The organism is Burkholderia sp. BCC0322, from assembly GCF_902833045.1.
In the GTDB taxonomy this organism is placed as follows: domain Bacteria; phylum Pseudomonadota; class Gammaproteobacteria; order Burkholderiales; family Burkholderiaceae; genus Burkholderia.
This window is the reverse complement of sequence record NZ_CADFDU010000001.1, coordinates 442,907-466,966: the sequence shown is the minus strand read 5'-3', so window position 1 is coordinate 466,966 and position 24,060 is coordinate 442,907. Positions and strand designations below refer to the sequence as shown.

The following is a 24,060-nucleotide window of genomic DNA, read 5'->3' as shown; positions in this document are numbered from 1 at the left end:
TGGCTGGTTCGGTTGGCTCGGTTGGCTGGTTCGGTTGGCTCGGTTGGCTCGGTTGGCTCGGTTGGCTCGGGTGGCTCGGGTGGCTCGGGTGGCTCGGGTGGCTCGGGTGGCTCGGGTGGCTCGGGTGGCTCGGGTGGCTCGGGTGGCTCGGGTGGCTCGGGCGGTTAGGCTGATTCGGCCTACCCGGCTGACTCGGCCAGCGCGGCTGGTTCGGCCACCTCGGCCGTCGCGGCTGGCTCGGCCGCCGGGGCTGGCAAACCGCGCCGTTACGCGCCGCCGTCATCCCCGGCCCCGTCCCGGTGAAAAAGCGCGAGAAACTGCTGCGCGGGGATGCTCAGCGGCCGGTCGCGCCGCACGAGGCTGCCGTACGACGGCAGCTTCTGTTCGAGCGTGTAATCGATGATCGCGACGAGCCCGTGCGCCGCATTGCGCCGCGCCACCGTCAGCGGAATCACGCCGAGCATCGGCGAACGGTCGACGAGGTTCATCGTGGTCAGGATCGACCCCGTTTCGACCAGCCCGCGCGGCATCGGCTGATGCCGCGCGTTGAACTCGCGCTCGACGACCTCGCGCGCCGGGCTACCGGCCGGCTGCAGGATCCACGCGTAATCGAGCAGCGCGTCGAATGCCACCGGCCCCGCGCCCGCGAGCGGATGGTCGCGGCCCGCGATGATCGCGAGCGCCTCGTCGTCGACCACACGGAAGTCGCAATCGGTCCCGACGTGGCGCCCGATCACCACTTCGAGCACGCCTTCGCGCAGCTGCGGCATCAGCCTGTCGCTCGTATCCACCGCGATGTCGATCGCCAGCAGCGGGTAACGCGCCTTCAACTGCACCAGCGCCTCGGTGAGCCGCCCCGGCGACGCCGCCATGATGCTGCCGATCGCGAGCCGCCCCGCGCTGCCGAGCTGCAGCTCGCCAAGCTCGCGATTCAGCGCCTCCATGCTGCCGCGGATGCCGCGGAAATAGCCGAGCACGCGCTCGCCGGCCGGATTCAGCACGAGCCCGCGCCCGACACGGTCGAACAGCCGCTGGCCGAGCGCGCTCTCCAGCTCGGCCAGCATCTTCGTCGCGGCCGGCTGCGTGAGGCCCATCTGGTCGGCCGCCGCGCGCAGCGTCGAGCACTCGTCCACGGCCAGCAGCAGCGCGATCTGCCGCATGCGCAGCCGGTTCAGCAACTGCGGGGTCGAGTCTCGTCGGTCGATCGAGCCCATCTCTGATTACTCCAGGTTATCGATTCATCAAGAGTTTTCAATTTACCGACTCATTCCGTCTACCTAGCATCAACCCCATAGACAAACGGCCACGCGCCGCCACCGGAGACACCGCATGACCACCCCTTCGCCCGCCGCCCCCCTGCCCGTCGTCGCGCTGACGCTCGGCGACCCCGCCGGCATCGGCGCCGAGCTGATCGCGAAACTGCTCGCACGCCCCGACGCCACCACCCGCGCGAATCTCGTGCTGATCGGCGATCGCTGGCTGTGGGAAGCCGGCCAGCGCGTGGCCGGCGTGACGGTCGACGTCGAGCCCGTCGCGTCGCTCGCCGCCGCGCGCGGCCGGCGCTCGACCGCGCGCGCCGCGTTCGTCGCCGTCGACACGATCGCCCCGGCCGACGTCACGGTCGGGCAGCCCGGCGCGGCCGGCGGCCGCTCGACGCTGACCGTGCTCGACCTGTGCCTCGACGCGGCGCTCGCCGGCGACATCGACGCGATCTGCTTCGCGCCGCTGAACAAGTACGCGATGAAGCTCGGCGGGCTGAAGCACGAGGACGAGCTGCACCACTTCGCCGAAGCGCTCGGCGTGACCGGCTACTTCTGCGAATTCAACACGCTCGGCGAGCTGTGGACCGCGCGCATCTCGTCGCACATTCCGCTCAAGGATGCGCCGCGCTACCTGAGCATCGAGCGGATCGAGCAGGCCTCCGAACTGATCTACCGGTCGCTGCTCGCGAACGGTGTCGCCGCGCCGAAAGTGGCGATCGCCGCGTTCAACCCGCACGGCGGCGACGGCGGCAGCTGCGGCCGCGAGGAAGTCGACATCATCGAGCCGGCGGTGCGCAAGCTGCAGTCGCGCGACTGGCCGACCGACTCGCCGTTCCACGGCCCGTTCCCCGCCGACACGATCTTCCTGAAGGCGCAGGCCGGCGACTACCAGGCGATCGTCACGATGTACCACGACCAGGGGCAGATCGCGATCAAGCTGCTCGGCTTCTCGCGCGGCGTGACCGTGCAGGGCGGGTTGCCCGTGCCGATCACGACGCCCGCGCACGGCACCGCGTACGACATCGCAGGCCGCGGCACGGCCGACGTCGGCGCGACCTGGCAAGCGCTGCAGATCGCGTGCCGGATGGGCGCCGCGCGCCGCACTACCACCGTTTCGGCGTGACGTTCGCGCGCCTCCCGCACCCGCCAACATCAATTACCGGAGACACCATCATGAAAATCCGTTCCGTGCGCGCACGCGTATTCCAGTGGAAAGGCAAGACCGTTCCGCCCCAGGGCAACTTCTGCTCGAACGCGATGGATCTGCTGTACGCGCCGCAGGAAACGATGAGCACGTTCCGCTTCCACTCATGGACGGTCGTCGAAGTCGAGACCGACGACGGCATCGTCGGCCTCGGCAACGTCGCGCTCGCACCGCATGTCGCGAAGGTGATCATCGACCAGTACCTCGCGCCGCTCGTGATCGGCCAGGACCCGTGGGACTACGAATACCTGAACCAGCGGATGTATCGCGCGACCCACGCGTGGGGCCGCAAGGGCATCGGCATGGCGGCAATCTCGGCGGTCGACATCGCGATCTGGGACATCCTCGGCAAGAGCGTCGGCAAGCCCGTGTTCAAGCTGCTCGGCGGCCGCACCAAGGAAAAGATCCCCTGCTACTACTCGAAGCTCTACCGCACCGACCTGAAAGAGATGCAGGACGAGGCGCAGCGCTACCTGAAGGAAGGCTTCCGCGCGTTCAAGATGCGCTTCGGCTACGGGCCCGCGCACGGGCAGCAAGGCGTGACCGAGAACCTGAAGTCGGTTGCGGCGATCCGCGAGGTGATCGGCTACGACAACGACCTGATGCTCGAGTGCTACATGGGCTGGAACCTCGAGTACGCGAAGCGCATCCTGCCGAAGCTCGAGAAATACCAGCCGCGCTGGCTGGAAGAACCGGTGATCGCCGACGACATCGACGGCTATGCGGAGCTGAACCAGCTGACGCGCATTCCGATCTCCGGCGGCGAGCACGAGTTCTCGCTGTACGGCTTCAAGCAACTGCTCGACCGCAAGGCCGTGTCGGTCGTCCAGTACGACACGAACCGCGTCGGCGGGATCACGATGGCGCACAAGATCAACGCGCTGTGCGAGGCGTACAGCGTGCCGGTGATTCCGCATGCGGGCCAGATGCACAACTATCACCTGACGATGAGCACGCTCGCGTCGCCGATGAGCGAGTACTTCCCGATGTTCGACGTCGAGGTCGGCAACGAGCTGTTCTACTACATCTTCGACGGAGAGCCGGTGGCCGAGAACGGCTTCGTGCAACTGCGCGACGACGTGCCGGGCCTCGGCCTCACGCTGAAGACCGAGTTCCTCGATCAGTTCGACATCGTCGAGTGAGGCCCGCCATGCACGCACGCTACCAGGGCGTCTTTCCCGTCGCGCCGACGATCTTCGACGCGCACGGCGCGCTCGATCTCGACGGCCAGCGCCGCTGCCTCGACTTCATGATCGACGCCGGTTCGCAGGGCATCTGCATCCACGCGAACTACTCCGAGCAATTCGCGCTCGGCGACGACGAACGCGACCTGATCACGCGCACCACGCTCGAGCACGTCGCGGGCCGCGTGCCGGTGATCGTCACGACGTCGCATTTCAGCGCGCGGATCTGCGCGGCACGCAACCGGCACGCGCAGGCGCTCGGCGCGGCGATGGTGATGGTGATGCCGCCATACCACGGCGCGACGTTTCGCGTGCCGGAAGCGCAGGTGCGCGCGTTCTTCCGCGAAGCCGCCGACGGCCTCGACATTCCGCTGATGATCCAGGACGCACCCGCGAGCGGCGTCGCGCTGCCGGCAGCGCTGCTCGCGTCGCTCGCCCGCGAGATCGACGCCGTGTCGTACTTCAAGATCGAGACGGCCGGCGCCGCGTCGAAGCTGCGCGAGTTGATCGCGCTTGCCGGCGACGCGATCGAGGGGCCGTGGGACGGCGAGGAAGGCATCACGCTGCTGGCCGATCTCGATGCCGGCGCGACCGGCGCGATGACGGGCGGCGGCTATCCGGACGGGATTCGCCGGATCACCGACGCGTATTTCGCCGGCCGCCGCGACGAAGCCGTCGAGCAGTACGCGCGCTGGCTGCCGCTGATCAACTACGAGAACCGCCAGTCCGGCTTCCTGACCGCGAAGGCGCTGATGCGCGAAGGCGGCGTGATCGCGTGCGACGCACCGCGCTCGCCGTGGCCCGAACTGCATCCCCAGGTGCGCGCCGGCTTGCTCGACACGGCGCGGCGGCTCGACCCGCTCGTGCTGCGCTGGGGGCATTAGACGTCCGGACGCCTGCGGTGTGCGCTTCACGGCTGCGGCCCGACGCGTACGCCACGCAGCCGGACAGACGTTCGCGCCGATGGGAAATGCGTACCTGCGTTGCACATCGGCGGTTAGCCCCGTGCGGATTCGTCACGGCGTGACAGCGGTCCATCAGAAGATCGCTGCCGCAGATCGACAATATTGGAGACATCATGAATTCGTTGAACCCGGCCACCCCGGCATACGAAGCCGGCGAAGCCATTCCGCGCCGCCGCTGGCTGCGCGTGATTCCGCCGCTGCTGCTCGCCTGCATCATTTCCTACATGGACCGCGTGAACATCGCGTTCGCGATGCCCGGCGGGATGAACGCCGATCTCGGCATGGACGCGACGATGGCCGGCCTCGCCGGCGGCATCTTCTTCTTCGGCTACCTGTTCCTGCAGATTCCCGGCGGCCGGCGCGCGGCGCTCGGCAGCGGCAAGACCTTCATCGCGTGGTCGCTCGTGAGCTGGGCCGTGCTGTCGGTGCTGACCGGGCTCGTCACGCATACCTGGCAACTGCTGACGCTGCGCTTCCTGCTCGGCGTGGCCGAGGGCGGGATGCTGCCCGTCGTGCTGACGATGGTCAGTCACTGGTTTCCCGACCGCGAACGCGGCCGCGCGAATGCGATGGTCATCATGTTCGTGCCGCTCGCCGGCATGATCACCGCGCCGCTGTCCGGCTTCATCCTCGCCGCGTACGACTGGCATCACCTGTTCTTCAGCGCGGGCGCGCTGTCGCTGCTGTGCCTCGTCGTGTGGCTGCTGTTCGCCGACGACGGCCCGGAGACCGCGCGCTGGGTGTCGCCGCGCGAAAAGGCCTACATCCTCGACGCGCTGCGCGACGAACAGGAACGCAAGCGCGCGGCCGGCACGCCAGCCGCCGCATCGTTCGGCGAGATGCTGCGCAACCCGACGATCTGGCTGCTGATCGCCATCAACTTCTGCTATCAGGTCGGCATCTACGGCTATACGATGTGGCTGCCGACCCTGCTGAAAAACCTCACGCACACCGGGATGGGCAAGGTCGGCCTGCTCGCGATGCTGCCGTATGTCGCGATGGTGATCGGGATGTTCGTCACGTCTTATTTGTCTGATCGAACCGGCAAGCGCCGCCTGTTCGTGCTGCTGCCGCTCGTCGGCTTCGCCGCGTGCCTGGCGCTGTCGGTGCTCACGCATGCGTCGATGGCCGTGTCGTTCGCGTTCCTGATCGGCTGCGGCTTCTTCCTGCAGGCGGCCGCCGGCGTGTTCTGGGCGATTCCGCCGAAGCTCTGCAGCGTCGAGACGGCCGGCAGCGCGCGCGGCCTGATCAACGCGCTCGGCAATCTCGGCGGCTTCTGCGGCCCGTATGCGGTCGGCGTGCTGACCCAGCACGTGAGCGCGGCGGCCGGCGTGTACAGCCTCGCGATCACGCTCGCGGTGGCCGGCCTGCTCGCGCTGACGCTGCCGAAACGCTGCGAGGACTGAGACCGGATACGCGGGACACCGAACGAAATTACGGAGACTCACCATGAACGACATCCTGTTGCTGGTGCAGAAATGCGCCCATACCTTCAGCTTCTACGACCTCGACACGAAAGCCGCGCTCAAGCACGTCGTGCTGCCGAACTTCCCGCACGAGTTCACCGTCGACGTGAACGAACGCTTTGCGTACGTCGGCATCTTCGGGATCGAGACCGCTTGGTCGCGCGGCCATGAAGGCGACCACCGGATCGCCGAGATCGATCTCGCCGCACGCACGCACACGCGCATGCTCGACCTGTGGCCGTACTACCGGCCGCACGGGATGGCGAGCGACCGCGACGGCCGGCTGTACGCGATGAGCGAGGCGCACGACATGCTGCTCGTGTTCGACGAGCCGACCCAACAGCCCGTGCCGAACATGGCCGTGCCGTCCGGCGGCGTGAAGACGCACCTCGTCACGCTCACGCGCGATGCGAGCCGTGCGTACGGCGTGCACCTGCTGTCGAATACCGTCACGCAGTTCCATCCGCGCGACGCGACGGTCGCGCCGCGTGCGGTCATGCCCGGCCCGCGCCCCGAAGGCAATGCGCTGTCGAGCGACGAGCGCACGCTGTTCGTCGCGAATCGCGGTGACGACACGCTGGTCGAGATCGACACCGAAACGATGACCTGCGGCCGCCGCGTGAAGACGCGCAGCGATCCGAACCGCATCTACCGCACGACCGCGCCGGACGGCCGCGACCTCCTGCTGCTCACCAACTCGGGCGAGCGGTCGATCTCCGTGTTCGATGCACGGCAGCTCGAGGAAATCGAGCGCATCGCGCTGCCCGCGAACCCGACTGCGCTGTCGTTCCATCCGTCGCGACGCGTCGCGTACGTGTCGTTCCAGGACGACTACGTGCGCGAGCTCGATCTCGATACCTGGCGTTTCGTCGGCGCACTGGCGACGCTGCGCGAGCCCGATGCGTCGTACGTGCTCGCCGGGGCACGCTGACATGCGCGACCCGTCGCCGCTCGACGGCATGCCGGATGCGCTCGTCGATGCGCATCACCACCTGTGGCGGCTCGATGCGGGCGCGCACTATCCGTGGCTGCAGGAGGACTACGATCCGGCGCGCTTCATGTTCGGCGACTACGCGGCGCTGTGCCGCGATTTCGGGGTGGACGATCTCCGGCACGCGGCGCAGGGTGCGCCAATCGTCGCCAGCGTGCACGTCGAGGCCGAACGTGCGCGCGACGAGGCACTGGCGGAAACGCGCTGGCTGCACGAGGTCGCGGCGTCGCACGGGCTGCCGTCGGCGGTCGTCGCGTGGGTCGACCTGCTCGCCGGCGATGCGGATGTACGGCTCGCCGAGCAAGCCGCATGGCCGCGCGTGCGCGGCGTGCGCTTCAAGCCGCGCACCGCGGCCGCGCCGGATGCATCGGTCGACGGGCCGGGCACGCTGCGCGATCCGCGCTGGCCGGCCGCGCTGGAACGCCTTGTCGCGCATCGCCTGTGCTGGGACCTGCGTGTGCCGTTCTGGCATCTCGAGGAGGCGGCCGCGCTGCTGGCCGATGCACCTGATGTCGACGTCGTGCTCGAACATGCGGGGCTGCCGTGGGATCGCTCGGATGCAGGGCTCGCGCACTGGCGGCGCGGCATGGAGGCGCTTGCCGCGTCGCCGCGCGTGACCGTGAAGATTTCCGAACTCGGCTTGCGCGACGCCGAGTGGAACGACGCGGACAACGCGCGGATCATCCGCGACACGATCGCGATATTCGGCGCGCAGCGCTGCCTGTTCGCCAGCAACTTTCCCGTGGCCGGGCTGCGCGTGTCGTATCCCGCGCTGCTGCGCACGTTCGCTCGTGCGATGACGCACCTCGCCGACGCCGAGCGCCGCGCCATCTGGCATGACAACGCGCTACGGGTGTACCGGATCGACGTCGGTGCGCCCGCGTTTCATCGATTCACGCGCCGTCGCGCTTGACCCGGCCCTTGGGATCGCCTTTATGCTGAGCGCAACGAATCGACAGCAGAGAGAGGTGACGGATGAGCACGTCCACGCCCCGTTTGAGCGCATCGGCCGCCGCCGCGCGGCTCGGCGTATCGATCAAGGCGCTGCGGCTGTACGAGCGGCACGGCCTCGTCACGCCGGAGCGCACGCCGGCCGGCTACCGCGCGTATGGCCCGGACGCGCTCGCCCGCGCGGCCGACATCGCGGCGCTGCGTGCGCTCGGCCTCAGTCTCGCGCAGGTGGCCAGCGTGCTCGACGGTGACGCGCGCAGCCTGGACGACGCGCTGGCCGCTCACGAAGCGGCGCTCGATCACGGCATTCAGGATCTCGTGCGCAAGGTCGACCGCGTGCGCGCGATCCGCGCCGGCCTCGCACGCGGCCGGATGCCGGCCGACGGCGAACTGACGCGAGTCGTCGACGACAACAGTGCCGGCGTGGCATTCAGCCTGCCGTGGCCGTGGGGCGGCGAATGGTTCGAGTGTCGTGACATCCGCCCGTTGAACTACATCATCGGTTCACTCGGCAGCGGCAAGACGCGGCTGGCGCGCCGGCTCGCCGACTCACTGCCCGGCGCCGTGTTCGTCGGCCTCGATCGGCTGGAAAACGACGGTGCGGATGCGATTGCCGCGCTGCGCGCCGATCCTTCATTGAAGTCGCGTGTCGAGCGCGCCTCGGCGTGGCTCGCCGAAAGAGGTGCGACGCCATCGGCGGCGCTGACCGCGCTGCTCGCCAGTCTCGAAGCCGTAGGCCCGCGCGCGCTGGTTGTCGACATGATCGAACAGGATCTCGACCGGCCCACGCAACAGGCACTGATTGCCCGTCTGCGTGAACACGCCGCCGCCGGCATGCGGCCGCTGTTCCTGCTGACGCGCTCGTCGGCGATCCTCGATCTGTCGGCGGTCGGTCGCGACGAAACCCTGCTGCTGTGCCCGGCCAATCACAGCCCGCCTTCGCGCGTGGCGCCTTACCCCGGTGCGCCCGGCTACGAAGCCGTGGCCACGTGCCTGGCGTCGCCTGAAATCCGGGAGCGGATCGCACGCCGGCCGGAAGCCTGACGGCCAACCGCGCGCTATCATGCTTCGCACGGGTCGGAAAATGAATACTGCGCGACCTATCCGTCGGAGACCATGATGGCACGCGACAAGCTGGTGGAAATCGAACTTGACGATATTGAATCAACCGCGCAACTGCACATGCGGTTGATGGAACGTTTGAACTTCCCGCGCTGGTACGGAAGAAACTGGGATGCTTTCTGGGATGCCATTACCGCGCTTGTCGATATGCCGCTTGTTCTTCGGCTGAAGGGCTGGCCTGAATTCGAACGCCGCTTTCCCCATGACGCGCAGCTGATGAGCGACTGCCTGCGGAACATGGCGCAGCAATACCCCTCCTTCGCTTCCCATGTCGAGTACGAATGACCGAACGGCACCGCGAACCGGGACATCCCGGTTCTTTCTGCACTAGTTTTTTTCCAGGACGTTGAGCGCCTCTTCCATCGTATCGAAATAGGCATTCACCAAATCGTAGTACATCTCCCAGCCGGGCTTGCCCGGACCGGCGGGAACTTCCTTCATGAAGCGTCGGCCCCTATCGATGAGTGTCCTCAACGGCACATGGTTTTCGCTCAACCAGCAAGCGATCGAATGATTCACGGTACTTGAAAGCTGATAGATGTACGCGTCACGCCGGTAGATGCGAAGCTCGAGAAACCGCTCGCTGTTCAATTGGCGTTGCATCGCCTTGATCCGCCCGGACAGTTCTTCAAATGGATTCATGATCCCAATAACCTGATGTCATTCCAGACTGGGCGCGGGGCCACTGCCGCAGCCGTACCGTCGGCTCGCTTCGCACGACGTCTCACGACGCCAGCCGCCCCATCCTGCGCGCCATCGCCGGGCTCACCGCATGCACCGGATCGAACCCGAAGAATTCGAGCACGTGGCGCGCGACGTCGTCGCGATCGTTGTCCGCGCAGATCATGTGATAGCTGTTCTCCAGCACGATCCCGCGCGCGTCGGGCATCTTTTCCAGCAGGAAATCGGCCGAGCGCAGGCTCGTGAGTTCGTCCTCGCGCGCATGCACCACGAGCGTCGGGCACGGCGTGCCGGCCGCGGCCTCGAGCGCCCAGCCGCGCATCCGGTCGACCTGCCGCACGCACGCGAGCGGCACCCACGCATAGTGAAAACTGTCCTCGCGCTCGAACTTCTTCTTCACGATCGCGCGGATCGTCGCGTTCTTGATGCCGAACGGATCGCCTTCCTCGACACGCATCCGTTCCGCCACACCCGGCACGCGGTACAGCACATGCCGCAACGCCCGGTACCACGGCGTCGACCAGCCGTCGATGAACACCGGCGTGGCCAGCAGCGCAAGCCGGCCGCGCGCGTGCTGCACACGGTGGCACAGCAGCAGCGCGACCAGCGCGCCCATGCACATGCCCGCGACATGCAGCGTGTCGTAGTCGTTTTCCAGCGCGCGATACTGCTCGGTCACCGCGTCGAGCCATGCCTCCGCGCGCACGCCGACCAGATCCTCCGGGCGTGTGCCGTGCCCCGGCAGCGTGATCATGTGCGTATCGCCGCCCGCGCGCCGCATCGCCTTGTGCAGCGAACCGAGATCGTATTGCGTGCCGCCGAGCCCGTGGATCAGCAGGACGCCCGTGCGGCCGCTCATGACGCGCGTCCGCTCATTCGTCCGCCGCCGGCCACACGCGCTCGAGCTGCCAGACGCCCGCCACCACCGTCACGTCGACATTCGAATCGAGCAGCGGCGCGCCGTGATCGGTGATCGTCTGCGTGCCGCCGTCGCGCTGCACGATGCGCAGCGACAGCGACGCGCGGTCCTCGCCTGCAATCTCCGCATCCCAGTAGTCGCGCAGCGCCTCGCGGTCGCCCGGCTGCACGCGCTCGAGCACGAGCGGCACGCTCGCGATCTGCGACGCATCGACGCCGACGCCGAACACGCGCTCGACGTCGCCGCTCCACTCGATCCGCCCCGATTCCGGATCGAGCACGTACGCGATCTGGCCGGCGCTCGCGAGCGCGAGCTCCATGTTGTTCTGCAGGACCGCCGCATGCTCGTGCACGCGTTCGCGCGTCGTCTTCAGCGTGCTCACCGTCAGCACCAGCAGCGACGCGACCGCCAGATAAAGCTGCGCCTCGAGCAGCGCACTCCCGTAATGCTCGTGAAACGACGAGAACGGGCCGTCACCCTGCGCGGTCTGCTCGATCACGATCAGCGCGAGCGCGAGCACCGACGACGAGCCCGCGCGGCCGCCGAGCAGCAGCGTCACCGCGACGGTGAGGAACAGCGGGATGTACGTCAGCGCGAAGCCGGCGCCGGTGCCGAATTTCCGCGACGTGTCGCCGTCGAAGATCACGAGCGCGACGACCACGACCAGCACGAACGAGACCATGCCGAGCACCAGGTCGAAGCGTTCGTGGTCGCCCGAGCGGTGCGCGCGAAAGCGCGACCATGACGCGAGCACCGGCGTGACCAGCAGCACGCCGACGAAATCCGACGCGCCCCACACCGACCACACGTCGAAGAACGGCGCGCCCTTGACCACCGTGTACCAGGCCGCGCCGCCGATCGCGCCGACCACGCCCGCGATCAGGCCGGCGAGGATCACCGAGCGCAGGAAGTACAGCCCTTCGAGCGAGAAGCGCACGCGCTGGACGAGCCACACCGCGAGCGCGGCCGCACCGACCTCGTCGACCGTGAACAGCACCGCGTTGACCAGATTGCCCTGTTCGATGCCGCTCAGCGCGAGCTGCCCGACCAGGAATGCGCCGGCCAGCGTCAGCCACTCGCGCATCGGCCGCAGCATGAACGCGCCGACCGTCACGCCGGCCGGCAGCCAGATATAGCCGGTCAGCCGGACGGGGCCGTTGAACTGGTGCGAGATGTAGCCGGTCGCGAGATACAGCGCCGCCCAGAGCAGCGCGGCGGCGAGGCCCGGCCGCGATCGTTTGGTGTCCATCGAGAATCCCTGTGTGCTGCGCCTGCGGGCGGCAGGCGCGCGATGTGCGAATGATATTCGGACGGGGCGGGCCGGGGAATACCGGAAGCCGGAAGCGCGTGCGGGCGACGGTGCGCCCGCACGCTGGCGGTTGTGACCGGGAAAATATCGGAAAAGTTCGGTGTGTGCCCGGTACGTCAGGGGCATGTCGGAACGTCGTTTTGGCCGGGCGGCCAAAATCGCCCGCGGCCGGTGGATCGTACCCGGCATCAGCGGCATCAGCGGCAGCAGCGGCAGCAGCGGCGGCAGCGGCGGCAGTACGACGGCACGGCGAAGATTCACGCGGCGATCACCGACGCCGGCTTCCTGTCGTGCATGAACTATGACTATGGTCAGATCAGCTTCAGCAAGGGCAACGTGCTCGCCCGCCAGGTACGCATGCCGCAGTGGCAGTGGCAAACCTCGGACCAAGCAAAAACCGAATACGCAGTCACGGATGGCCTCGAACATCGCCCGGCCGGCCTGCAGGTTCAGTCGCCGGGGCCGTGACGCCCTCTCGCGTCAATCCACTCGCCGCCACACCGAGATCGGTATGTCGCCGTTGGCACGCGGCGGCACGCGGTAGCTCAGTTCGCCGTCCTTCAATTGATAGCGTCGCGTCTGCGTTTGCCCGGCCCAGTTCGGGTACGACGCATTGCTGATGTGAAACGCGAGCTTGTGGTTCGCGGGATCGACGGTCAGCGTGCCGTAGTGGGTGCTCGAGCCGAGCACGACTTCCCGGAATTCGTCCGGCGTGCCGGTCGCCTTGTCGTTCGACGCAAAGCGCGGGCGTTCCGACCTGAAGATCTGCAGCGAATAGTTCCCGTGCGCGTCGATCAGCAGCAGCCCCTTCGGATCGGCACCGAAGTCGCGTCCGATCGTACCGTCGGGATGTTGTACGTCTGCCGCGACCAGCGTCCACGTCCCCGCGAGCGACGGCGCGGCCGATGCGTCGCCGGGCATCATCGATGCGGCCAGCAGCATGCCGGGAAAGCCTTGGCGGAATATCGAGCGGATGTTCATTCACTGTCCTCGTCAAAAAGAAGGGAAGCAACCTCACGGAGATCCACAGCCGCGTACCGCGCGCATCCCCGTGAACCGGAACGACCGGTTCACTTGATGGTAGCGACGAGAATGTGCAATAAATACGATAATTCGAAATCGATTCATAAGTAAAACCGAATCATGACGCTTCCGAATCTCGACATGGATGCGCTGCGCACGCTGCTCGCCGCGGATCGGCTCGGCAGCCTCAACCGCGCCGCCGACCGGATCGGCCGCTCGCAGTCGGCGGTCAGCCAGCAGATGCGCAAGCTCGAAACGCAGATCGGCCAGCCGCTGTTTCGCCGCCAGGGGCGCGGCCTCGTGCCGACCGAGGCCGGCGAACTGATGCTGTCCTATGCGCGCCGCATTCTCGAACTGAACGACGAGGCGGTCGGCGCGATCCGCGGCGCGGCGATCGAGGGGGCCGTGCGATTCGGGCTGCCCGGCGACTTCGCCGAATCGTGGCTGCCCGTCGCGCTCGGCCAGTTCAAGCGCACGCACCCGGGCGTGCGCGTCGACATCGTCGTCGACGGCAACGGCGCGTTGCTCGACCGGCTCGATGGCGGTGAACTCGACATCGTGCTCGCGATGGGCCGCGGGCATCGCGCCGACGCCGAACACCTGGTCACGCTGCCGATGGCGTGGATCGGGCCGCAAGGCATCGACGTGCGTCCGCGCGCCGGCGCGCCGCTGGATCTGGCGCTGTACAAGCCGCCGTGCCTGTTCCGCAAGGCGGGCACCGATGCGCTCGACCAGGCCGGCATCCCGTGGCGGCTTGCTTACACGACCGGCAGCCTGCAAAGCCTGTGGGCCGGCGTTGCGGGCGGACTGGGCATCACGGCGAGAACGATGGCGGGGGTGCCGCCGACGCTGCGGCCGCTCGGCGAGCGCGACGGCCTGCCGCCGCTGCCGTCGGTCGACGTGTGCGTCCACGCGGGGGGAGGCGAGGCGCCTTCCGCGCTCGTGAGCCTGAAACGCGTCGTGGTCGACACGCTGATCGCCAATCTCGCCGATGTGCAAAAGGCGTCCGGCCGGCACGCCGCATGACCGGCCACGCATGCGCGCCGGATTCGGCGCCGCGCCCTTTGACTGGCTGCCCGCCATCGGGAATGATGCGCCGCGGGGGCCACCTTCCCGTCGTCGATCCCGAATGCCCGAACGAACGAGTCCGCCCGATGACACACGCAATCCGCCTGCGCGCGGCGTCTGCCGCCGACCTGCCGTTCCTGTTGAACCTGCGGCGCCTGACGATGACCGAGCACCTGCAACGCGTTGGCGCGCCGACCGATGACGAAGCGCACGACCGGCGCATTCGCGCGAATTTCGACGATGCGATGATCGTCTGCGAAGGCGACGACGCCATCGGCTTGCTGAAGGTGACGCGCGCGACCGACGAGTGGCACGTTCACCAGATCCAGATCCTCCCCGCGCGCCAGGGCCGGGGCATCGGCGAAGCGGTGCTGAACGCCCTACTGAGCGACGCCGCACGCGCGCACGTGCCGGTATCGCTCAGCGTGCTGCATGGCAACCCGGCGCGGCGGCTCTACGAACGGCTCGGCTTCCACAGCGAATCGGAAACCGAAACGAGTGCGAGCATGGTCTGGCGCGCGTGACGTCCGGCGTGTCGACGTCGCCGCATTACTGCGTGATCTTCGCGTCCTTCAGCAAGTTGCCGATCATCTGCGCACTCGCCTTCTCCACGGCGGCCGCCTGCAGTTGCTGCTGAAGCCCCGGTTTCGCGGTCGCGAAGCTCGGCACCTGCGTCGGCCGCTTCGCATCCAGCTTCACGATCGCCCGCACGCCATCGACCGGAATCGAATCGCTCGTCGCGGCGCCGACCTTCAGTTTCTCGAGCGCCTGCGCGACCGGCAACGGCAAGCCGGACGTCTTGCCTTCCGTCGCCGGCGTGTGGAAGCTCACCCACGGCAGTTCGCCGCCGGCATCGCGGCTCGGCGCCATGCTGTACTGACGCGCCAGCCCTTCGAACGACTTGCCCGCCTTCAGCTCGCTCAGCACCGTCGCGGCCGTCACCGGGTCCTGGACGATGATCAGGCGCGGCTTGTACTCGTTCTTGCCGAGCGTGGCCACGAGTTCGTCGTAGCGCGCCTTGACCTGTTCCTCGGTCACCGGCTCGGGCTTCACGTTGTCGCGCAGGTAAAGCTGCACTTCGGCATTCGCTTTCGCCTGCTGCACCGCCGCCTTGACCTCGGGCTTGTCGGCGTAGTTCGCCTTCTCGGCGGCCTGCTGAACCAGCACGCGCGTGATCAGCTGGTTCTTGATCGCCTGGCGGATCTGCGGCGAATCGGGTTGACCGGACGCGCGCAGCAACGCATCGACGTCGGCCTGCGTGATCGGTGTGCCGTTGACCGTCGCAACGGTCGCCGTGGGCGCCGCCGTCTCTGCGTGGGCAGTACCGCTCAGCGCGCCGGCCAGCATGGCGATCAGCAACAGGCGGTTCGGTGTGGTTTTCATCTTCATCGTTTCGTCACTTCGGCTCAAAAAACACGGCATGGGGCTGCCGCGCACATTCGCCGGCGCTGCAATGCGCCGGCGCTACCAGTCAGTCGATTCGGTTCATCGTCGCGGGCACGCGCAGTGCGTGCCGGTGCCGCTGTCATTGTGCCCGGAACCGATTTTCCGCGTCGTGTGGTTGGGGGACGGCCGCCCGGCGGGCGATGAGGCGCGCGTTGCGCACGCCGGTCATGACAAACGCGTGATGTGGAAATTCGATGGAAACGGCGTGGAAATCCGGCGAAATCGCGACGAATGCCGTCATTGCTTCGCGCGCCCGGCCGCCGACCGGGGTCGAGGCGGCCGCGCGCGCCTCGTCAAGGTCAGGGCGTCCACCGGTACACGGTGATGCTGTTTCCTTTCACGTTGTTCTTCATCACCACGTACTCGCCGTTCGATCGACGGTACGCGCGGATGCTGTACATCGCATCGATGGCGCTGCTGGTATCCACGGTGGCGGGGCTCGCGTTGACCAGCGTGGTGTCGAGGTTGCCGGTGGTGAGGTTGAACGCGTCCACGTTCGGCCACATCGGCCCGCTGCTGCTGAACCAGTAGCCGACAAACAGATGGTTGCCCACCGCGTCGATCGATTTCGCACCGCTGTGCGGCAGCGTGATCACCGGGTCCGGCTTCGTCGTGTTGCCCGCGCGCCAGCCGTGATACACCTCGATGCGCGTGCCGATCGAGGTCCAGTCGTTGCTCCCGACGGCGCCCTGCGCGAGCACCATCGTGTCGCTGTCCGCGAGATAGACGATGCGCGTGAGCGGCTGGATGCTGTCGGGCACGCGGGTCGCGACGCCCGGGCCCCACGACGGCTTGCCGCTCGCGTCGAAGCCGGCCAGCGGGTAGTGGGTAATCGCGCCGGTCTTGTCGAGGCCGGCCCACACGTCGCCCTTGCTGTCGATGCTGAAGCCGCTCGTCACGCGCCGCGTCGTGTTGAACGCGGGGCCCGGGATCGAGCCGTCCGGGATCGCGATATAGCCGTTCGCCGCGTCGAAGTGGAAGAAGTAGAAAATCGGCGGGTTCTGGCCCGCCGCGACGAGAATCCGGTTCGCGCCCACCGACGCGAGCAGCCCGAAATGCTCGTCGCGCTGCGTGTCGCTCATGTCGATGCGCGGATCGGCCGGATACGTGAACGGGTCGACCGTATTCGCGACGAACGTGCCGCCCGCGCTGCCGCGGTACACGTGCGTGCCGCCGTAGAACAGCGCGCCATCCGTGACCGGATCCGGTGCGGCGATGCCTTCGAAGTTCAACGACTGCAGCGTCCACCGCAGGCTGCCGGTGCTGCTGTACGCATGGATGTCGGTCGCGCCGTTGCGGCCGAGATCCCAGCTGCCGCCCCACGGATTGTTGAGCACGTAGAGCGTGCCGCCGGTGTCCTTGCCGAGCCCGACGATGCGCGTGAAGCGCTGCGCACCGACCTGCCCCTTGATGCCCGTCGTCGTGTCGAGATAGCCGCCGCGCACGCCGAATGTGCCAGCCAGCGCGGGCCGGCCCGACACGGTATAGCGCTTGATGTTCTGGTCGGGGCCTGCGTCGCCCACCAGCAACTGCCCGGCCGCCGCATCGAAATACAGCGCCGACGGCTGCGACCCGGCCGGCATCCGGATCGTGTTCAGCAGCGCACCGGCCGGGCTGAAGCCGACGATCGAGCCCGCGCGCTTCTGCGCCACCCACACGTTGCCCGCGCCGTCCACCGCGAGCGCGCCCGGCTCCGATACGCTGATATCCCGCTGCCACAGGCCGTCGGTGGTGAACACGCGCACGCGATTGCCGTAGAAGTCGCTCGCATAGAGCAGCGAGCCGGCCGTCGCGAGCCCGGTGACGACGTCGATGCGTGGCTGGTTGGTCGCCGCGCTGACCTGGATGACGCGGTCGCGATATTTCGTTGCGCGGTTGTAGCGCCCCACCGCGCCGCTGCCGTACGTCTTGCCCGCCTGCAGCGCGACGAACAGCGAGGTCGCGTTGCCCGTGATCGCGCTGCCCTGGAACTCCGAGTGCGTGCCGATCGAGCCGGCGCTCTTGCCGTTCCGGTAGATCGCGACACCCCCCTCATCCTCGTCCCACATCGATGCCGTGTAGATCACGCCTTCGGGCGCGACCCACATCGAGCGCGCGACGTTTCCGACGTGGGCCGCGAGCGTGCCATACGTGTTCGCCAGCCAGTCGGTGGTGTTGCGTGCATGAACGCAGGGGGTAATCGCGGCGATCGCTGCGGCAAGAAGTGCAGCCTGAAACCGTTGTCTGGCGACCATGACGGATGCGCTCCTGAAGGGTGCGAACATTCACATGAAGGGCCGGCCGGATGGCTTGAAAGCCGCGAGGCGTCAATATTTCCCCTGAATCATCCGGCGCAGTCGGTATTACGTGCCGCATGGGTTCGATCATGCGCAGCGCGAGAATAGCGCCATATAAATCGAAAAAAATTGCGGACCGCTCGCGCCGTTGCGCTTTTCACGGGTTCGGCCTCGATGCATTGCCTGTCGCGCTCATGCGTGCTGACGGCGAGCGCGGCTGCGCGGCAGTGAATGGTCACTTACGCGTCGGATCGGGGATCGGGAAAATCGCCGCTCGATCAACGACGACCGGTTGAAACGGCGAGCGCCGGCTTCAGGGAATCGGGGCAGTCCGCCGCATTCAGGGTGGAATGATTCCGCCAAACACAATCGCCGACCTGAATCCATATCGAATCCAGGCCGGCGATCATCGATTACCGGCGAGCAGCCAACGCGCCACTACCGCTGCGCTGCCGCACGGCCGTGCCTCATGCCGATGCCGAGGTCTCCGGCACCTTCACCTGCATGCCGCGTCCGTTGTCCGGATCGTTGTCGTCGCGCGGGTCGTCGAGCTGCCCTTCCCACTTCGCGACCACGGCCGCCGCGATCGAGTTGCCGACGGCGTTGGTGGCCGAGCGCCCCATGTCGAGGAACATGTCGACGCCCATGATCAGCAGCAACCCGGCTTCGGGCATGTTGAACTGGTTGAGCGTCGCCGCGATCACGACCAGCGACGCGCGCGGCACTCCCGCCATCCCCTTCGACGTGACCATCAGCATCAGCAGCATCGTGATCTGCGTGCCCAGCGGCAGATGGATGCCGTACACCTGCGCGATGAAGAGCACCGCGAACGTGCAGTACATCATCGAGCCGTCGAGGTTGAACGAATAGCCGATCGGCAGCACGAAGCTCGAGATCTTGCGGTTCACGCCGAAGCGGTCGAGCGCGTCCAGCAGCTTCGGATACGCGGCTTCGGAGCTCGCCGTCGCGAACGACAGCAGGAACGGCTCGCGAATCAGCCGGATCAGCGTGAACGCCCGCTTGCCGAGGAACGTCACGCCGGCGAGCGTCAGCACGCCCCACAGCAGCGCCAGCGCCAGGTAGAAGCTCGCCATGAACTTCGCGAACGTGAGCAGGATGCCGAGCCCCTGGGTCGTGATCGTCGACGCCAGCGCCGCGAACACCGCGACCGGCGCGAACCACATCACCGCGCCCGTCACCTTCAGCATCACCTGCGCGAGATCGTCGATCACGCCGGTCAGGCGCTTGCCCGACTCGCCGAGTGCGGACAGCGCGGTACCGAAGAAGATCGAGAAGACGACGATCTGCAGGATTTCGTTGTTCGCCATCGCTTCCGCGATCGACTTCGGCACCAGGTGGACCACGAAGTCCTTCAGCGTGAAGGCGCCCGTCTTCAGGCCGAGGGCCGCATCGGACGCCGGCAGCGGCAGGCTCAGATGGCTGCCCGGTTGCAGGATCGTCGCGGTCAGCAGGCCGAGCAGCAACGACGTGAACGACGCGATGAAAAACCAGCCGAACGCCTTGACGCCGACGCGGCCCACCGCGCTGCCGTCGCCCATCTGCGCGATGCCGACGGTCAGCGTCGCGAATACCAGCGGCGCGATGATCATCTTGATCAGGCGCAGGAACACGTCGGACAGCAACGACACGTAGCCGGCCACCTCCTTTGCCATGTTCGGGTCGGGAAATGCGCTATGACAGGCGTAACCCACTGCGATACCAAGGATCATCGCGACAACGATGTACTTGGTGATGTTGTGCTTCTTCTTCATTAGTAATCCAAATCACAAAGCGTATGTTGCTAACGGCTGGCACAGCTTTCGCGCCCGGCTACGAATCGAAACCCATGTCTCACTGGGTGCGACAAGTCCGCCGTTGGCAGTCGCCATGGCGGACAAGGGGGGGCATTCTAACGCAAATGGCACCCCGGCTTTCAAATCTGAAAGTCAGCCGGGTTGATCGGCGTCCGGATGTCGTCGAAAAGGCGGGTTTTGTCGCGATCCTGCCCGTTTCCTGCGCGGTCGGCGGCGGGGTAACCGGGCCACCTCGCCGTTCGCACCGGGCTCGCCACGGTTCATGTGCCGGCGAGTGGAAACACGTCGCCGGACTCCCCCTCGCCCCCAAGGCGGCATCGCACTGCGTGACGACACGGCCAACGATCGCGACACATTCTCACAAAGATGCGCAGACCTTGACACTACGGCCCGTAACGCGTCTGTAATATTTGGCAACGATTCGAGGTGACGTCCCGCCCGGGCGCCGATGCGCAATCGTGCATCGGCAGCACAGAACCGGATTCGAATCATTGCTCTCAACCGGCTGAGGTATTCATTTTTATCAGTAATCCTGCCCAATGAATGATCGAGGAAAGGCGGCATCGTGATGAACATACTGTATACCAACTTCCACGGCGACTACGGCGGCGGCCAGGACACCTACGTCCGCGATCTCGCCGCCGCGATGAGCCGGCATCATCGCGTGACCGTTGCGTCACCGGAAGGCAGCCGCCTGTCGCGACTGCTGAAGGACAGTCCCGACGTGGCCATCTTCGACATGGAATTCAAGCCGCGCTGGAACCGGATGTGCCAGGAAATCCTCCGGCTGCGCCAGCGGATCGTCGCCGAGCGCTTCGACGTCATCCACGTCAACGGGTCCGCCGATCACCGGCAGGTGATGCTCGCGCTGCTCGGCTGCCGGTATCGGCCGGCGGTCGTGCTCACCAAGCACAACACCTATCGCGCCGACAGCTTCGGCAACGTGCTGCGCGCCCGGCTGGCAACCGACCACACCATCGCGGTCAGCGACTACGTGGCGGGCATGCTCGCGCTCCGGTCGCCGTATGGAAACGTGACGGTCGTCAAGCACGGCGTGCGCCGGCAGGCCGCGGAGCGACTGGCCGGCGACGAAATCCGCCGCCGCAAGATCGCGCTGTTCGGGCCGTCCGGCGCGGACGCGATCGTGCTGGGCAGCAGCGCCGGCACCACGCCGGAGAAAGGCTGGATGGACCTGATCGCGGCGCTGGGCCGCTTGCCCGAACACGAGCGCGAGCGGTTTCGCGTGCTGCTGGTCGGCGCGGAGCCGACCGGCGAGCAACGCGAGCAGATCGCGCTGCACCGCATGGCCGCGCGCACCGCTTTCACCGGCCGGCTCGACGACGTGCGGACACCGTTCTCGATCGTCGACGTGTCGTTCGTGCTGTCGTACCAGGAGAGCCTGTCGTATGCGTGCCGCGAAGCGATGTCGCTCGGCTGCCCCGTGATCGTGACGCGCGTGGGCGGGCTGCCCGAGAACGTCGAGCCGGGCGTGGACGGCTGGGTCGTCCCGCCGCGCGAACCCGAAGCGATCGAGGCAATCCTGCGCGCGATCATGCGCGAGCCCGGGTGCGTGCAAGCGATGGGACACAACGCGCGGCTGAAGGGCAAGCGCGAGTTCTCGTTCGAACGATTCGTCGACGCGACGCTGTCCGTCTACCAGAAATCGATTCGCCACAACCCGTATCGTCGGGTGACGTCCATGAGGTCCGTTTGATGGCCATGAACATCTGGAAGAAGTACTGGGACCTGCGCACGCAGGAGTGCCCGTGCGACGTGCACTTCGTCGAATGGCTGGAAACCGCGCGCCTCAACGGCATCCGCATCTATCACTTCGGCACCGGCGGCCACCACCATGTCGGCGTGGAATGCGCGCGGCCGCACCTGAACAACACCGTCTTCGGCGTGACGGCGTCGCCGAAGGAATACAAGTCGTACGTCGATCTCGTCACGCGGCAACCGGAGGTGAGCAAGACCTATCTGGCCTATTTCGGCGACATCTACACGAGCAACTCGGACCTGCTGCCGGCGTTCGACGTCGTCACGCTGTTCCATCTGTGCGAATTCCGCGACGAGACGAACAGCCGCTACGGCGCGAAGACTGACGCCGACGTGCTCGACCTGTTCGCACGCCATACCGCGCGCGACGGCCACTTGCTGTTCTACAAGGGCTCGTCGGCGTACCGGAAGGCCGAGCCGATCATCGAGCAATGGGCGGCAAATGCCGATTTCGTCGAAGTCGGCGACTTCAAAACCCTGCGGATTTTCCGCAAGGCCGCGTCATTCCCCGTTCTCGCGACCCGCTCATGCTGCTGCCCGCCACGCGCTACCCGATCCTGATGTATCACCAGGTCCGCACGCCGCCGCCGCTCGACCGGTTGCGCGGCCTGAGCGTCGCGCCCGACGCGTTCCGCCGCCAGATGACACTGTTCAGGCGGCTCGGCTACCGCGGCCTGAGCGTGCGCGAACTGCAACCGTACCTGCGCGGCGAGCGCAGCGGGAAGGTCTTCGGCATCACGTTCGACGACGGCTTTCGCAACGTGCTGACGCATGCGATGCCCGTGCTGGACGCGTTCGGCTTCACCGCGACCTGCTACTTCGTCGCCGGCCGGTTCGGCGGCGAGAACGACTGGGACGCGGGCGCCGATACCGCACGCTCGCCGCTCATGACGTACGCCGACATGCTCGCATGGCGCGATCACGGCCATGAAATCGGCTCGCATACGCTCGATCACGTCGCGCTGTCGCACGTGCCGGCGCACGTATCGGCGGTTCAGATCATCGAATCGAAGCAGCGGCTCGAAGCGTTGAGCGGCCAGCCCGTCGAATCGTTCTGCTACCCGTACGGCGATCTGGACCCGCGCGTGCGCGACCAGGTCGCCGCCGCGGGGTACCACAACGCGACGACGACCCGGCGCGGCTGCGCCGATGCGTACGACGATCGGTTCCTGTTGCCGCGGATTCCGGTCGCCGGCGGCGTCGGTGCGATGCGACTGTGGTTCAAGTGTGCAAAGGCGCGGGTTCGGAGGCGCAGGTAGTTCACGCCGCCGCGACCGTGGCCCCGGCTATTCCGGGCGCTGCCCGCGGAATGCGAGCAGGCCGGCCAGCGCGATTCCCATAAAACGGAACCATCCCGACGCGCGCACTCATCCATCATGTTCTCCGCTGACGTTCGAGGCCGGCCAGGCGGAGCATGAAAAAAGCCCCATCCGTTTCCGGCGGGGCTTGGGGTGAGTTCGACGCACTGACCTACGACGCGCAACCTCCTCCCGGCCCGCCATGGGCGGTCGTGGTGGTGGTCGTGATGAAAAGTGCGTGCATGGAGAAGAATCTAGACAACCTGCTGTCGGACAGGAAGTCCGTCGACATCGCGGAAATCGCACCGGTCTTCCTGATATCGCATGGCCGCCGGACCGTGCAACCCTCCACGCACGGCCATGCGCTCACCGCTGGAACGCCCTGCGCATCCACGCGCCGGCCACGTCGAACACCTGGCGGGCTGCCGGCGTCACGCCGACCATATGGATGCACGCATGGATCATCCCCGGCAGCACGACCAATTCGACCGGCACACCGGCCTCCCGCAATCGTTCCGCATACGCGTGCGCGTCGTCGCGCACCGGATCGTACTCGCACGCCAGCAACGTGGCCGGTGGCAGACCCCCGACCGAAGCCGCCCGCAGCGGCGACACGCAGGGTGAGCCGGCATCGGCCGGATCGGTCAGGTACAGGTCGAAGCAATACTGCATGATGGCTTGCGTCAGGTAGTAGCCCTGCCCGCAGGTCCGATAGGACGTCGTGCTCATCGACGCATCCAGCGGCGGGTACAGCAACAGTTGATGCGCGATCGACGGGCCGCCCCGCTCCCGTGCGACCAGGCAGGCAGCCGCTGCAAGGTTGCCTCCGGCACTGTCGCCGCCGACGGCGATGCGCGCCGGGTCCAGCCCCAGGCCGTCCGCCTCGCCGAACACCCAGTCCAGCGCATCGCAGAAATCGTCCACCGGCACCGGAAACCGATGCTCCGGCGCGAGCCGGTAATCGACCGACAGCACGACGCACTGCGTCGCGTTGGCCAGCGCGCGGCAAGGATTGTCGTAAAGCTCGAGCGTGCCGAGGCACCACCCGCCGCCGTGCGCATAAACGATCGCTGGCCGCCGTGCCGCGCGCGCCGCCGCGACCGCCGGCCAATAGGCCCGCACGCGAATCTGCCGCCCGTCGCGCGTGGGCACCGCGAAGGTTTCCGTGCGGTCGACCGCTTCCAGCGGCCCGTGCCAGCCTCGCAGTGTCGTCTCGGTCGCCTGCCGCAACGCGCCCAGCGACGCAGGCGCTTCAGCCAGCGCCAGGCGCGCCAGCAGCGCGGCGATGTTGTCGTCGATCGGCAT

At 67.2% G+C, this 24,060-nt stretch carries 24 protein-coding genes; 15 read left to right on the top strand and 9 right to left on the bottom strand.

The features are described from left to right. Nucleotides 1–266: 266 nt before the first annotated feature. Nucleotides 267–1,214: a LysR family transcriptional regulator gene (locus HWX39_RS02195; protein ID WP_175965357.1), complete on the bottom strand. Its 948-nt coding sequence runs from the start codon at nucleotides 1,212–1,214 to the stop codon at nucleotides 267–269. A 115-nt stretch (nucleotides 1,215–1,329) separates the two neighbouring features. On the opposite strand from HWX39_RS02195, the gene HWX39_RS02190 reads away from it, so the two are divergent. From HWX39_RS02190 to HWX39_RS02155, 8 genes are all read left to right on the top strand, one after another. Next, entirely contained in the window at nucleotides 1,330–2,385 is a 1,056-nt protein-coding gene (locus tag HWX39_RS02190) for a 4-hydroxythreonine-4-phosphate dehydrogenase PdxA (protein ID WP_175965356.1), read from the top strand. A gap of 50 nt (nucleotides 2,386–2,435) precedes the next feature. Beyond that, a complete protein-coding gene (locus HWX39_RS02185; RefSeq protein ID WP_089443636.1) occupies nucleotides 2,436–3,608 on the top strand; it encodes an L-rhamnonate dehydratase in 1,173 nt (390 codons plus the stop codon). Between the two features lie 8 nt (nucleotides 3,609–3,616). Further along, on the top strand, nucleotides 3,617–4,534 hold the full coding sequence (locus HWX39_RS02180) for a dihydrodipicolinate synthase family protein (RefSeq protein ID WP_175965355.1): 918 nt from the start codon (nucleotides 3,617–3,619) through the stop codon (nucleotides 4,532–4,534). Nucleotides 4,535–4,728: 194 nt separating this feature from the next. Next, nucleotides 4,729–6,021: an MFS transporter gene (locus tag HWX39_RS02175; protein ID WP_175956905.1), complete on the top strand. Its 1,293-nt coding sequence runs from the start codon at nucleotides 4,729–4,731 to the stop codon at nucleotides 6,019–6,021. 43 nt (nucleotides 6,022–6,064) lie between these two features. Then, nucleotides 6,065–7,012 (top strand): YncE family protein, encoded by a 948-nt coding sequence (locus HWX39_RS02170; RefSeq protein ID WP_175956907.1) that lies wholly within the window; start codon nucleotides 6,065–6,067, stop codon nucleotides 7,010–7,012. Between the two features lies 1 nt (nucleotide 7,013). Beyond that, complete coding sequence (locus tag HWX39_RS02165; protein WP_175965354.1) at nucleotides 7,014–7,985, top strand: amidohydrolase family protein; 972 nt, start codon at nucleotides 7,014–7,016, stop codon at nucleotides 7,983–7,985. 62 nt (nucleotides 7,986–8,047) lie between these two features. Continuing rightward, the gene (locus tag HWX39_RS02160; RefSeq protein WP_175965353.1) at nucleotides 8,048–9,067 is read left to right on the top strand and encodes a MerR family transcriptional regulator; all 1,020 of its coding nucleotides are present in this window, start codon (nucleotides 8,048–8,050) and stop codon (nucleotides 9,065–9,067) included. Nucleotides 9,068–9,142: 75 nt separating this feature from the next. After that, nucleotides 9,143–9,430 carry a barstar family protein gene (locus HWX39_RS02155; protein WP_175965352.1) on the top strand — a complete coding sequence of 96 codons (288 nt, stop codon included), beginning with the start codon at nucleotides 9,143–9,145 and terminating at the stop codon, nucleotides 9,428–9,430. Nucleotides 9,431–9,472: 42 nt separating this feature from the next. On the opposite strand, the gene HWX39_RS02150 is transcribed toward HWX39_RS02155, so the two are convergent. From HWX39_RS02150 to HWX39_RS02140, 3 genes are all read right to left on the bottom strand, one after another. After that, nucleotides 9,473–9,787: a hypothetical protein gene (locus tag HWX39_RS02150; protein WP_175965351.1), complete on the bottom strand. Its 315-nt coding sequence runs from the start codon at nucleotides 9,785–9,787 to the stop codon at nucleotides 9,473–9,475. 82 nt (nucleotides 9,788–9,869) lie between these two features. Next, entirely contained in the window at nucleotides 9,870–10,685 is an 816-nt protein-coding gene (locus HWX39_RS02145) for an alpha/beta fold hydrolase (protein ID WP_175965350.1), read from the bottom strand. Between the two features lie 13 nt (nucleotides 10,686–10,698). Next, the gene (locus tag HWX39_RS02140) at nucleotides 10,699–11,994 is read right to left on the bottom strand and encodes an MASE1 domain-containing protein (RefSeq protein ID WP_175965349.1); all 1,296 of its coding nucleotides are present in this window, start codon (nucleotides 11,992–11,994) and stop codon (nucleotides 10,699–10,701) included. A gap of 132 nt (nucleotides 11,995–12,126) precedes the next feature. Between HWX39_RS02140 and HWX39_RS36045 the strand changes: the two genes are divergently transcribed. Beyond that, nucleotides 12,127–12,522 (top strand): hypothetical protein, encoded by a 396-nt coding sequence (locus tag HWX39_RS36045; RefSeq protein ID WP_244134874.1) that lies wholly within the window; start codon nucleotides 12,127–12,129, stop codon nucleotides 12,520–12,522. A gap of 12 nt (nucleotides 12,523–12,534) precedes the next feature. Here HWX39_RS36045 and HWX39_RS02130 read toward each other — a convergent pair whose 3' ends face one another. Then, the gene (locus tag HWX39_RS02130) at nucleotides 12,535–13,035 is read right to left on the bottom strand and encodes a lipocalin-like domain-containing protein (RefSeq protein ID WP_175965348.1); all 501 of its coding nucleotides are present in this window, start codon (nucleotides 13,033–13,035) and stop codon (nucleotides 12,535–12,537) included. A gap of 162 nt (nucleotides 13,036–13,197) precedes the next feature. Here HWX39_RS02130 and HWX39_RS02125 point away from each other — a divergent pair, with 162 nt between their 5' ends. Together HWX39_RS02125 and HWX39_RS02120 are read left to right on the top strand one after the other, a co-directional pair. Continuing rightward, nucleotides 13,198–14,103: a LysR substrate-binding domain-containing protein gene (locus HWX39_RS02125; RefSeq protein WP_175965347.1), complete on the top strand. Its 906-nt coding sequence runs from the start codon at nucleotides 13,198–13,200 to the stop codon at nucleotides 14,101–14,103. 128 nt (nucleotides 14,104–14,231) lie between these two features. After that, nucleotides 14,232–14,669, top strand: coding sequence for a GNAT family N-acetyltransferase (locus HWX39_RS02120; protein ID WP_175965346.1), 438 nt, complete (start codon nucleotides 14,232–14,234; stop codon nucleotides 14,667–14,669). Nucleotides 14,670–14,694: 25 nt separating this feature from the next. On the opposite strand, the gene HWX39_RS02115 is transcribed toward HWX39_RS02120, so the two are convergent. Then, nucleotides 14,695–15,534, bottom strand: a complete 840-nt coding sequence (locus HWX39_RS02115) for a peptidylprolyl isomerase (protein WP_175965345.1) — start codon at nucleotides 15,532–15,534, stop codon at nucleotides 14,695–14,697. Here HWX39_RS02115 and HWX39_RS02110 point away from each other — a divergent pair. Next, nucleotides 15,518–15,916, top strand: a complete 399-nt coding sequence (locus HWX39_RS02110; protein ID WP_175965344.1) for a hypothetical protein — start codon at nucleotides 15,518–15,520, stop codon at nucleotides 15,914–15,916. The two genes, HWX39_RS02115 and HWX39_RS02110, sit on opposite strands and share 17 nt — an antisense overlap. On the opposite strand, the gene HWX39_RS02105 is transcribed toward HWX39_RS02110, so the two are convergent. Next, nucleotides 15,891–17,825, bottom strand: a complete 1,935-nt coding sequence (locus HWX39_RS02105) for an SMP-30/gluconolactonase/LRE family protein (protein ID WP_175965343.1) — start codon at nucleotides 17,823–17,825, stop codon at nucleotides 15,891–15,893. The two genes, HWX39_RS02110 and HWX39_RS02105, sit on opposite strands and share 26 nt — an antisense overlap. A gap of 509 nt (nucleotides 17,826–18,334) precedes the next feature. Then, complete coding sequence (locus HWX39_RS02100; protein ID WP_175965342.1) at nucleotides 18,335–19,639, bottom strand: dicarboxylate/amino acid:cation symporter; 1,305 nt, start codon at nucleotides 19,637–19,639, stop codon at nucleotides 18,335–18,337. Between the two features lie 610 nt (nucleotides 19,640–20,249). Here HWX39_RS02100 and HWX39_RS02095 point away from each other — a divergent pair. The 3 genes from HWX39_RS02095 to HWX39_RS02085 are packed head-to-tail and all read left to right on the top strand — an operon-like array spanning nucleotide 20,250 to nucleotide 22,716. Further along, nucleotides 20,250–21,395: a glycosyltransferase family 4 protein gene (locus tag HWX39_RS02095; protein WP_175965341.1), complete on the top strand. Its 1,146-nt coding sequence runs from the start codon at nucleotides 20,250–20,252 to the stop codon at nucleotides 21,393–21,395. Continuing rightward, complete coding sequence (locus HWX39_RS02090; RefSeq protein ID WP_244134873.1) at nucleotides 21,395–22,018, top strand: hypothetical protein; 624 nt, start codon at nucleotides 21,395–21,397, stop codon at nucleotides 22,016–22,018. The genes HWX39_RS02095 and HWX39_RS02090 overlap by 1 nt, the downstream gene beginning before the upstream one ends. Then, the gene (locus tag HWX39_RS02085) at nucleotides 21,985–22,716 is read left to right on the top strand and encodes a polysaccharide deacetylase family protein (protein WP_175965340.1); all 732 of its coding nucleotides are present in this window, start codon (nucleotides 21,985–21,987) and stop codon (nucleotides 22,714–22,716) included. The genes HWX39_RS02090 and HWX39_RS02085 overlap by 34 nt, the downstream gene beginning before the upstream one ends. A gap of 405 nt (nucleotides 22,717–23,121) precedes the next feature. Here HWX39_RS02085 and HWX39_RS02080 read toward each other — a convergent pair whose 3' ends face one another. After that, nucleotides 23,122–24,060, bottom strand: a complete 939-nt coding sequence (locus HWX39_RS02080) for an alpha/beta hydrolase (RefSeq protein WP_175965339.1) — start codon at nucleotides 24,058–24,060, stop codon at nucleotides 23,122–23,124.

Bases quoted from the DNA above. Each gene is read 5' to 3' on its own strand.
- HWX39_RS02085 (WP_175965340.1), top strand. From the start codon at position 21,985: ATGCTGCTGCCCGCCACGCGCTACCCGATCCTGATGTATCACCAGGTC.
- HWX39_RS02115 (WP_175965345.1), bottom strand. From the start codon at position 15,534: ATGAAGATGAAAACCACACCGAACCGCCTGTTGCTGATCGCCATGCTG.
- HWX39_RS02140 (WP_175965349.1), bottom strand. From the start codon at position 11,994: ATGGACACCAAACGATCGCGGCCGGGCCTCGCCGCCGCGCTGCTCTGG.
- HWX39_RS02150 (WP_175965351.1), bottom strand. From the start codon at position 9,787: ATGAATCCATTTGAAGAACTGTCCGGGCGGATCAAGGCGATGCAACGC.
- HWX39_RS02195 (WP_175965357.1), bottom strand. From the start codon at position 1,214: ATGGGCTCGATCGACCGACGAGACTCGACCCCGCAGTTGCTGAACCGG.
- HWX39_RS02170 (WP_175956907.1), top strand. From the start codon at position 6,065: ATGAACGACATCCTGTTGCTGGTGCAGAAATGCGCCCATACCTTCAGC.
- HWX39_RS02190 (WP_175965356.1), top strand. From the start codon at position 1,330: ATGACCACCCCTTCGCCCGCCGCCCCCCTGCCCGTCGTCGCGCTGACG.
- HWX39_RS02100 (WP_175965342.1), bottom strand. From the start codon at position 19,639: ATGAAGAAGAAGCACAACATCACCAAGTACATCGTTGTCGCGATGATC.
- HWX39_RS02180 (WP_175965355.1), top strand. From the start codon at position 3,617: ATGCACGCACGCTACCAGGGCGTCTTTCCCGTCGCGCCGACGATCTTC.
- HWX39_RS02160 (WP_175965353.1), top strand. From the start codon at position 8,048: ATGAGCACGTCCACGCCCCGTTTGAGCGCATCGGCCGCCGCCGCGCGG.
- HWX39_RS02130 (WP_175965348.1), bottom strand. From the start codon at position 13,035: ATGAACATCCGCTCGATATTCCGCCAAGGCTTTCCCGGCATGCTGCTG.
- HWX39_RS02175 (WP_175956905.1), top strand. From the start codon at position 4,729: ATGAATTCGTTGAACCCGGCCACCCCGGCATACGAAGCCGGCGAAGCC.
- HWX39_RS02165 (WP_175965354.1), top strand. From the start codon at position 7,014: ATGCGCGACCCGTCGCCGCTCGACGGCATGCCGGATGCGCTCGTCGAT.
- HWX39_RS02120 (WP_175965346.1), top strand. From the start codon at position 14,232: ATGACACACGCAATCCGCCTGCGCGCGGCGTCTGCCGCCGACCTGCCG.
- HWX39_RS02080 (WP_175965339.1), bottom strand. From the start codon at position 24,060: ATGCCGATCGACGACAACATCGCCGCGCTGCTGGCGCGCCTGGCGCTG.
- HWX39_RS02125 (WP_175965347.1), top strand. From the start codon at position 13,198: ATGACGCTTCCGAATCTCGACATGGATGCGCTGCGCACGCTGCTCGCC.
- HWX39_RS02105 (WP_175965343.1), bottom strand. From the start codon at position 17,825: ATGGTCGCCAGACAACGGTTTCAGGCTGCACTTCTTGCCGCAGCGATC.
- HWX39_RS02095 (WP_175965341.1), top strand. From the start codon at position 20,250: ATGAACATACTGTATACCAACTTCCACGGCGACTACGGCGGCGGCCAG.
- HWX39_RS02090 (WP_244134873.1), top strand. From the start codon at position 21,395: ATGGCCATGAACATCTGGAAGAAGTACTGGGACCTGCGCACGCAGGAG.
- HWX39_RS02155 (WP_175965352.1), top strand. From the start codon at position 9,143: ATGGCACGCGACAAGCTGGTGGAAATCGAACTTGACGATATTGAATCA.
- HWX39_RS02145 (WP_175965350.1), bottom strand. From the start codon at position 10,685: ATGAGCGGCCGCACGGGCGTCCTGCTGATCCACGGGCTCGGCGGCACG.
- HWX39_RS02185 (WP_089443636.1), top strand. From the start codon at position 2,436: ATGAAAATCCGTTCCGTGCGCGCACGCGTATTCCAGTGGAAAGGCAAG.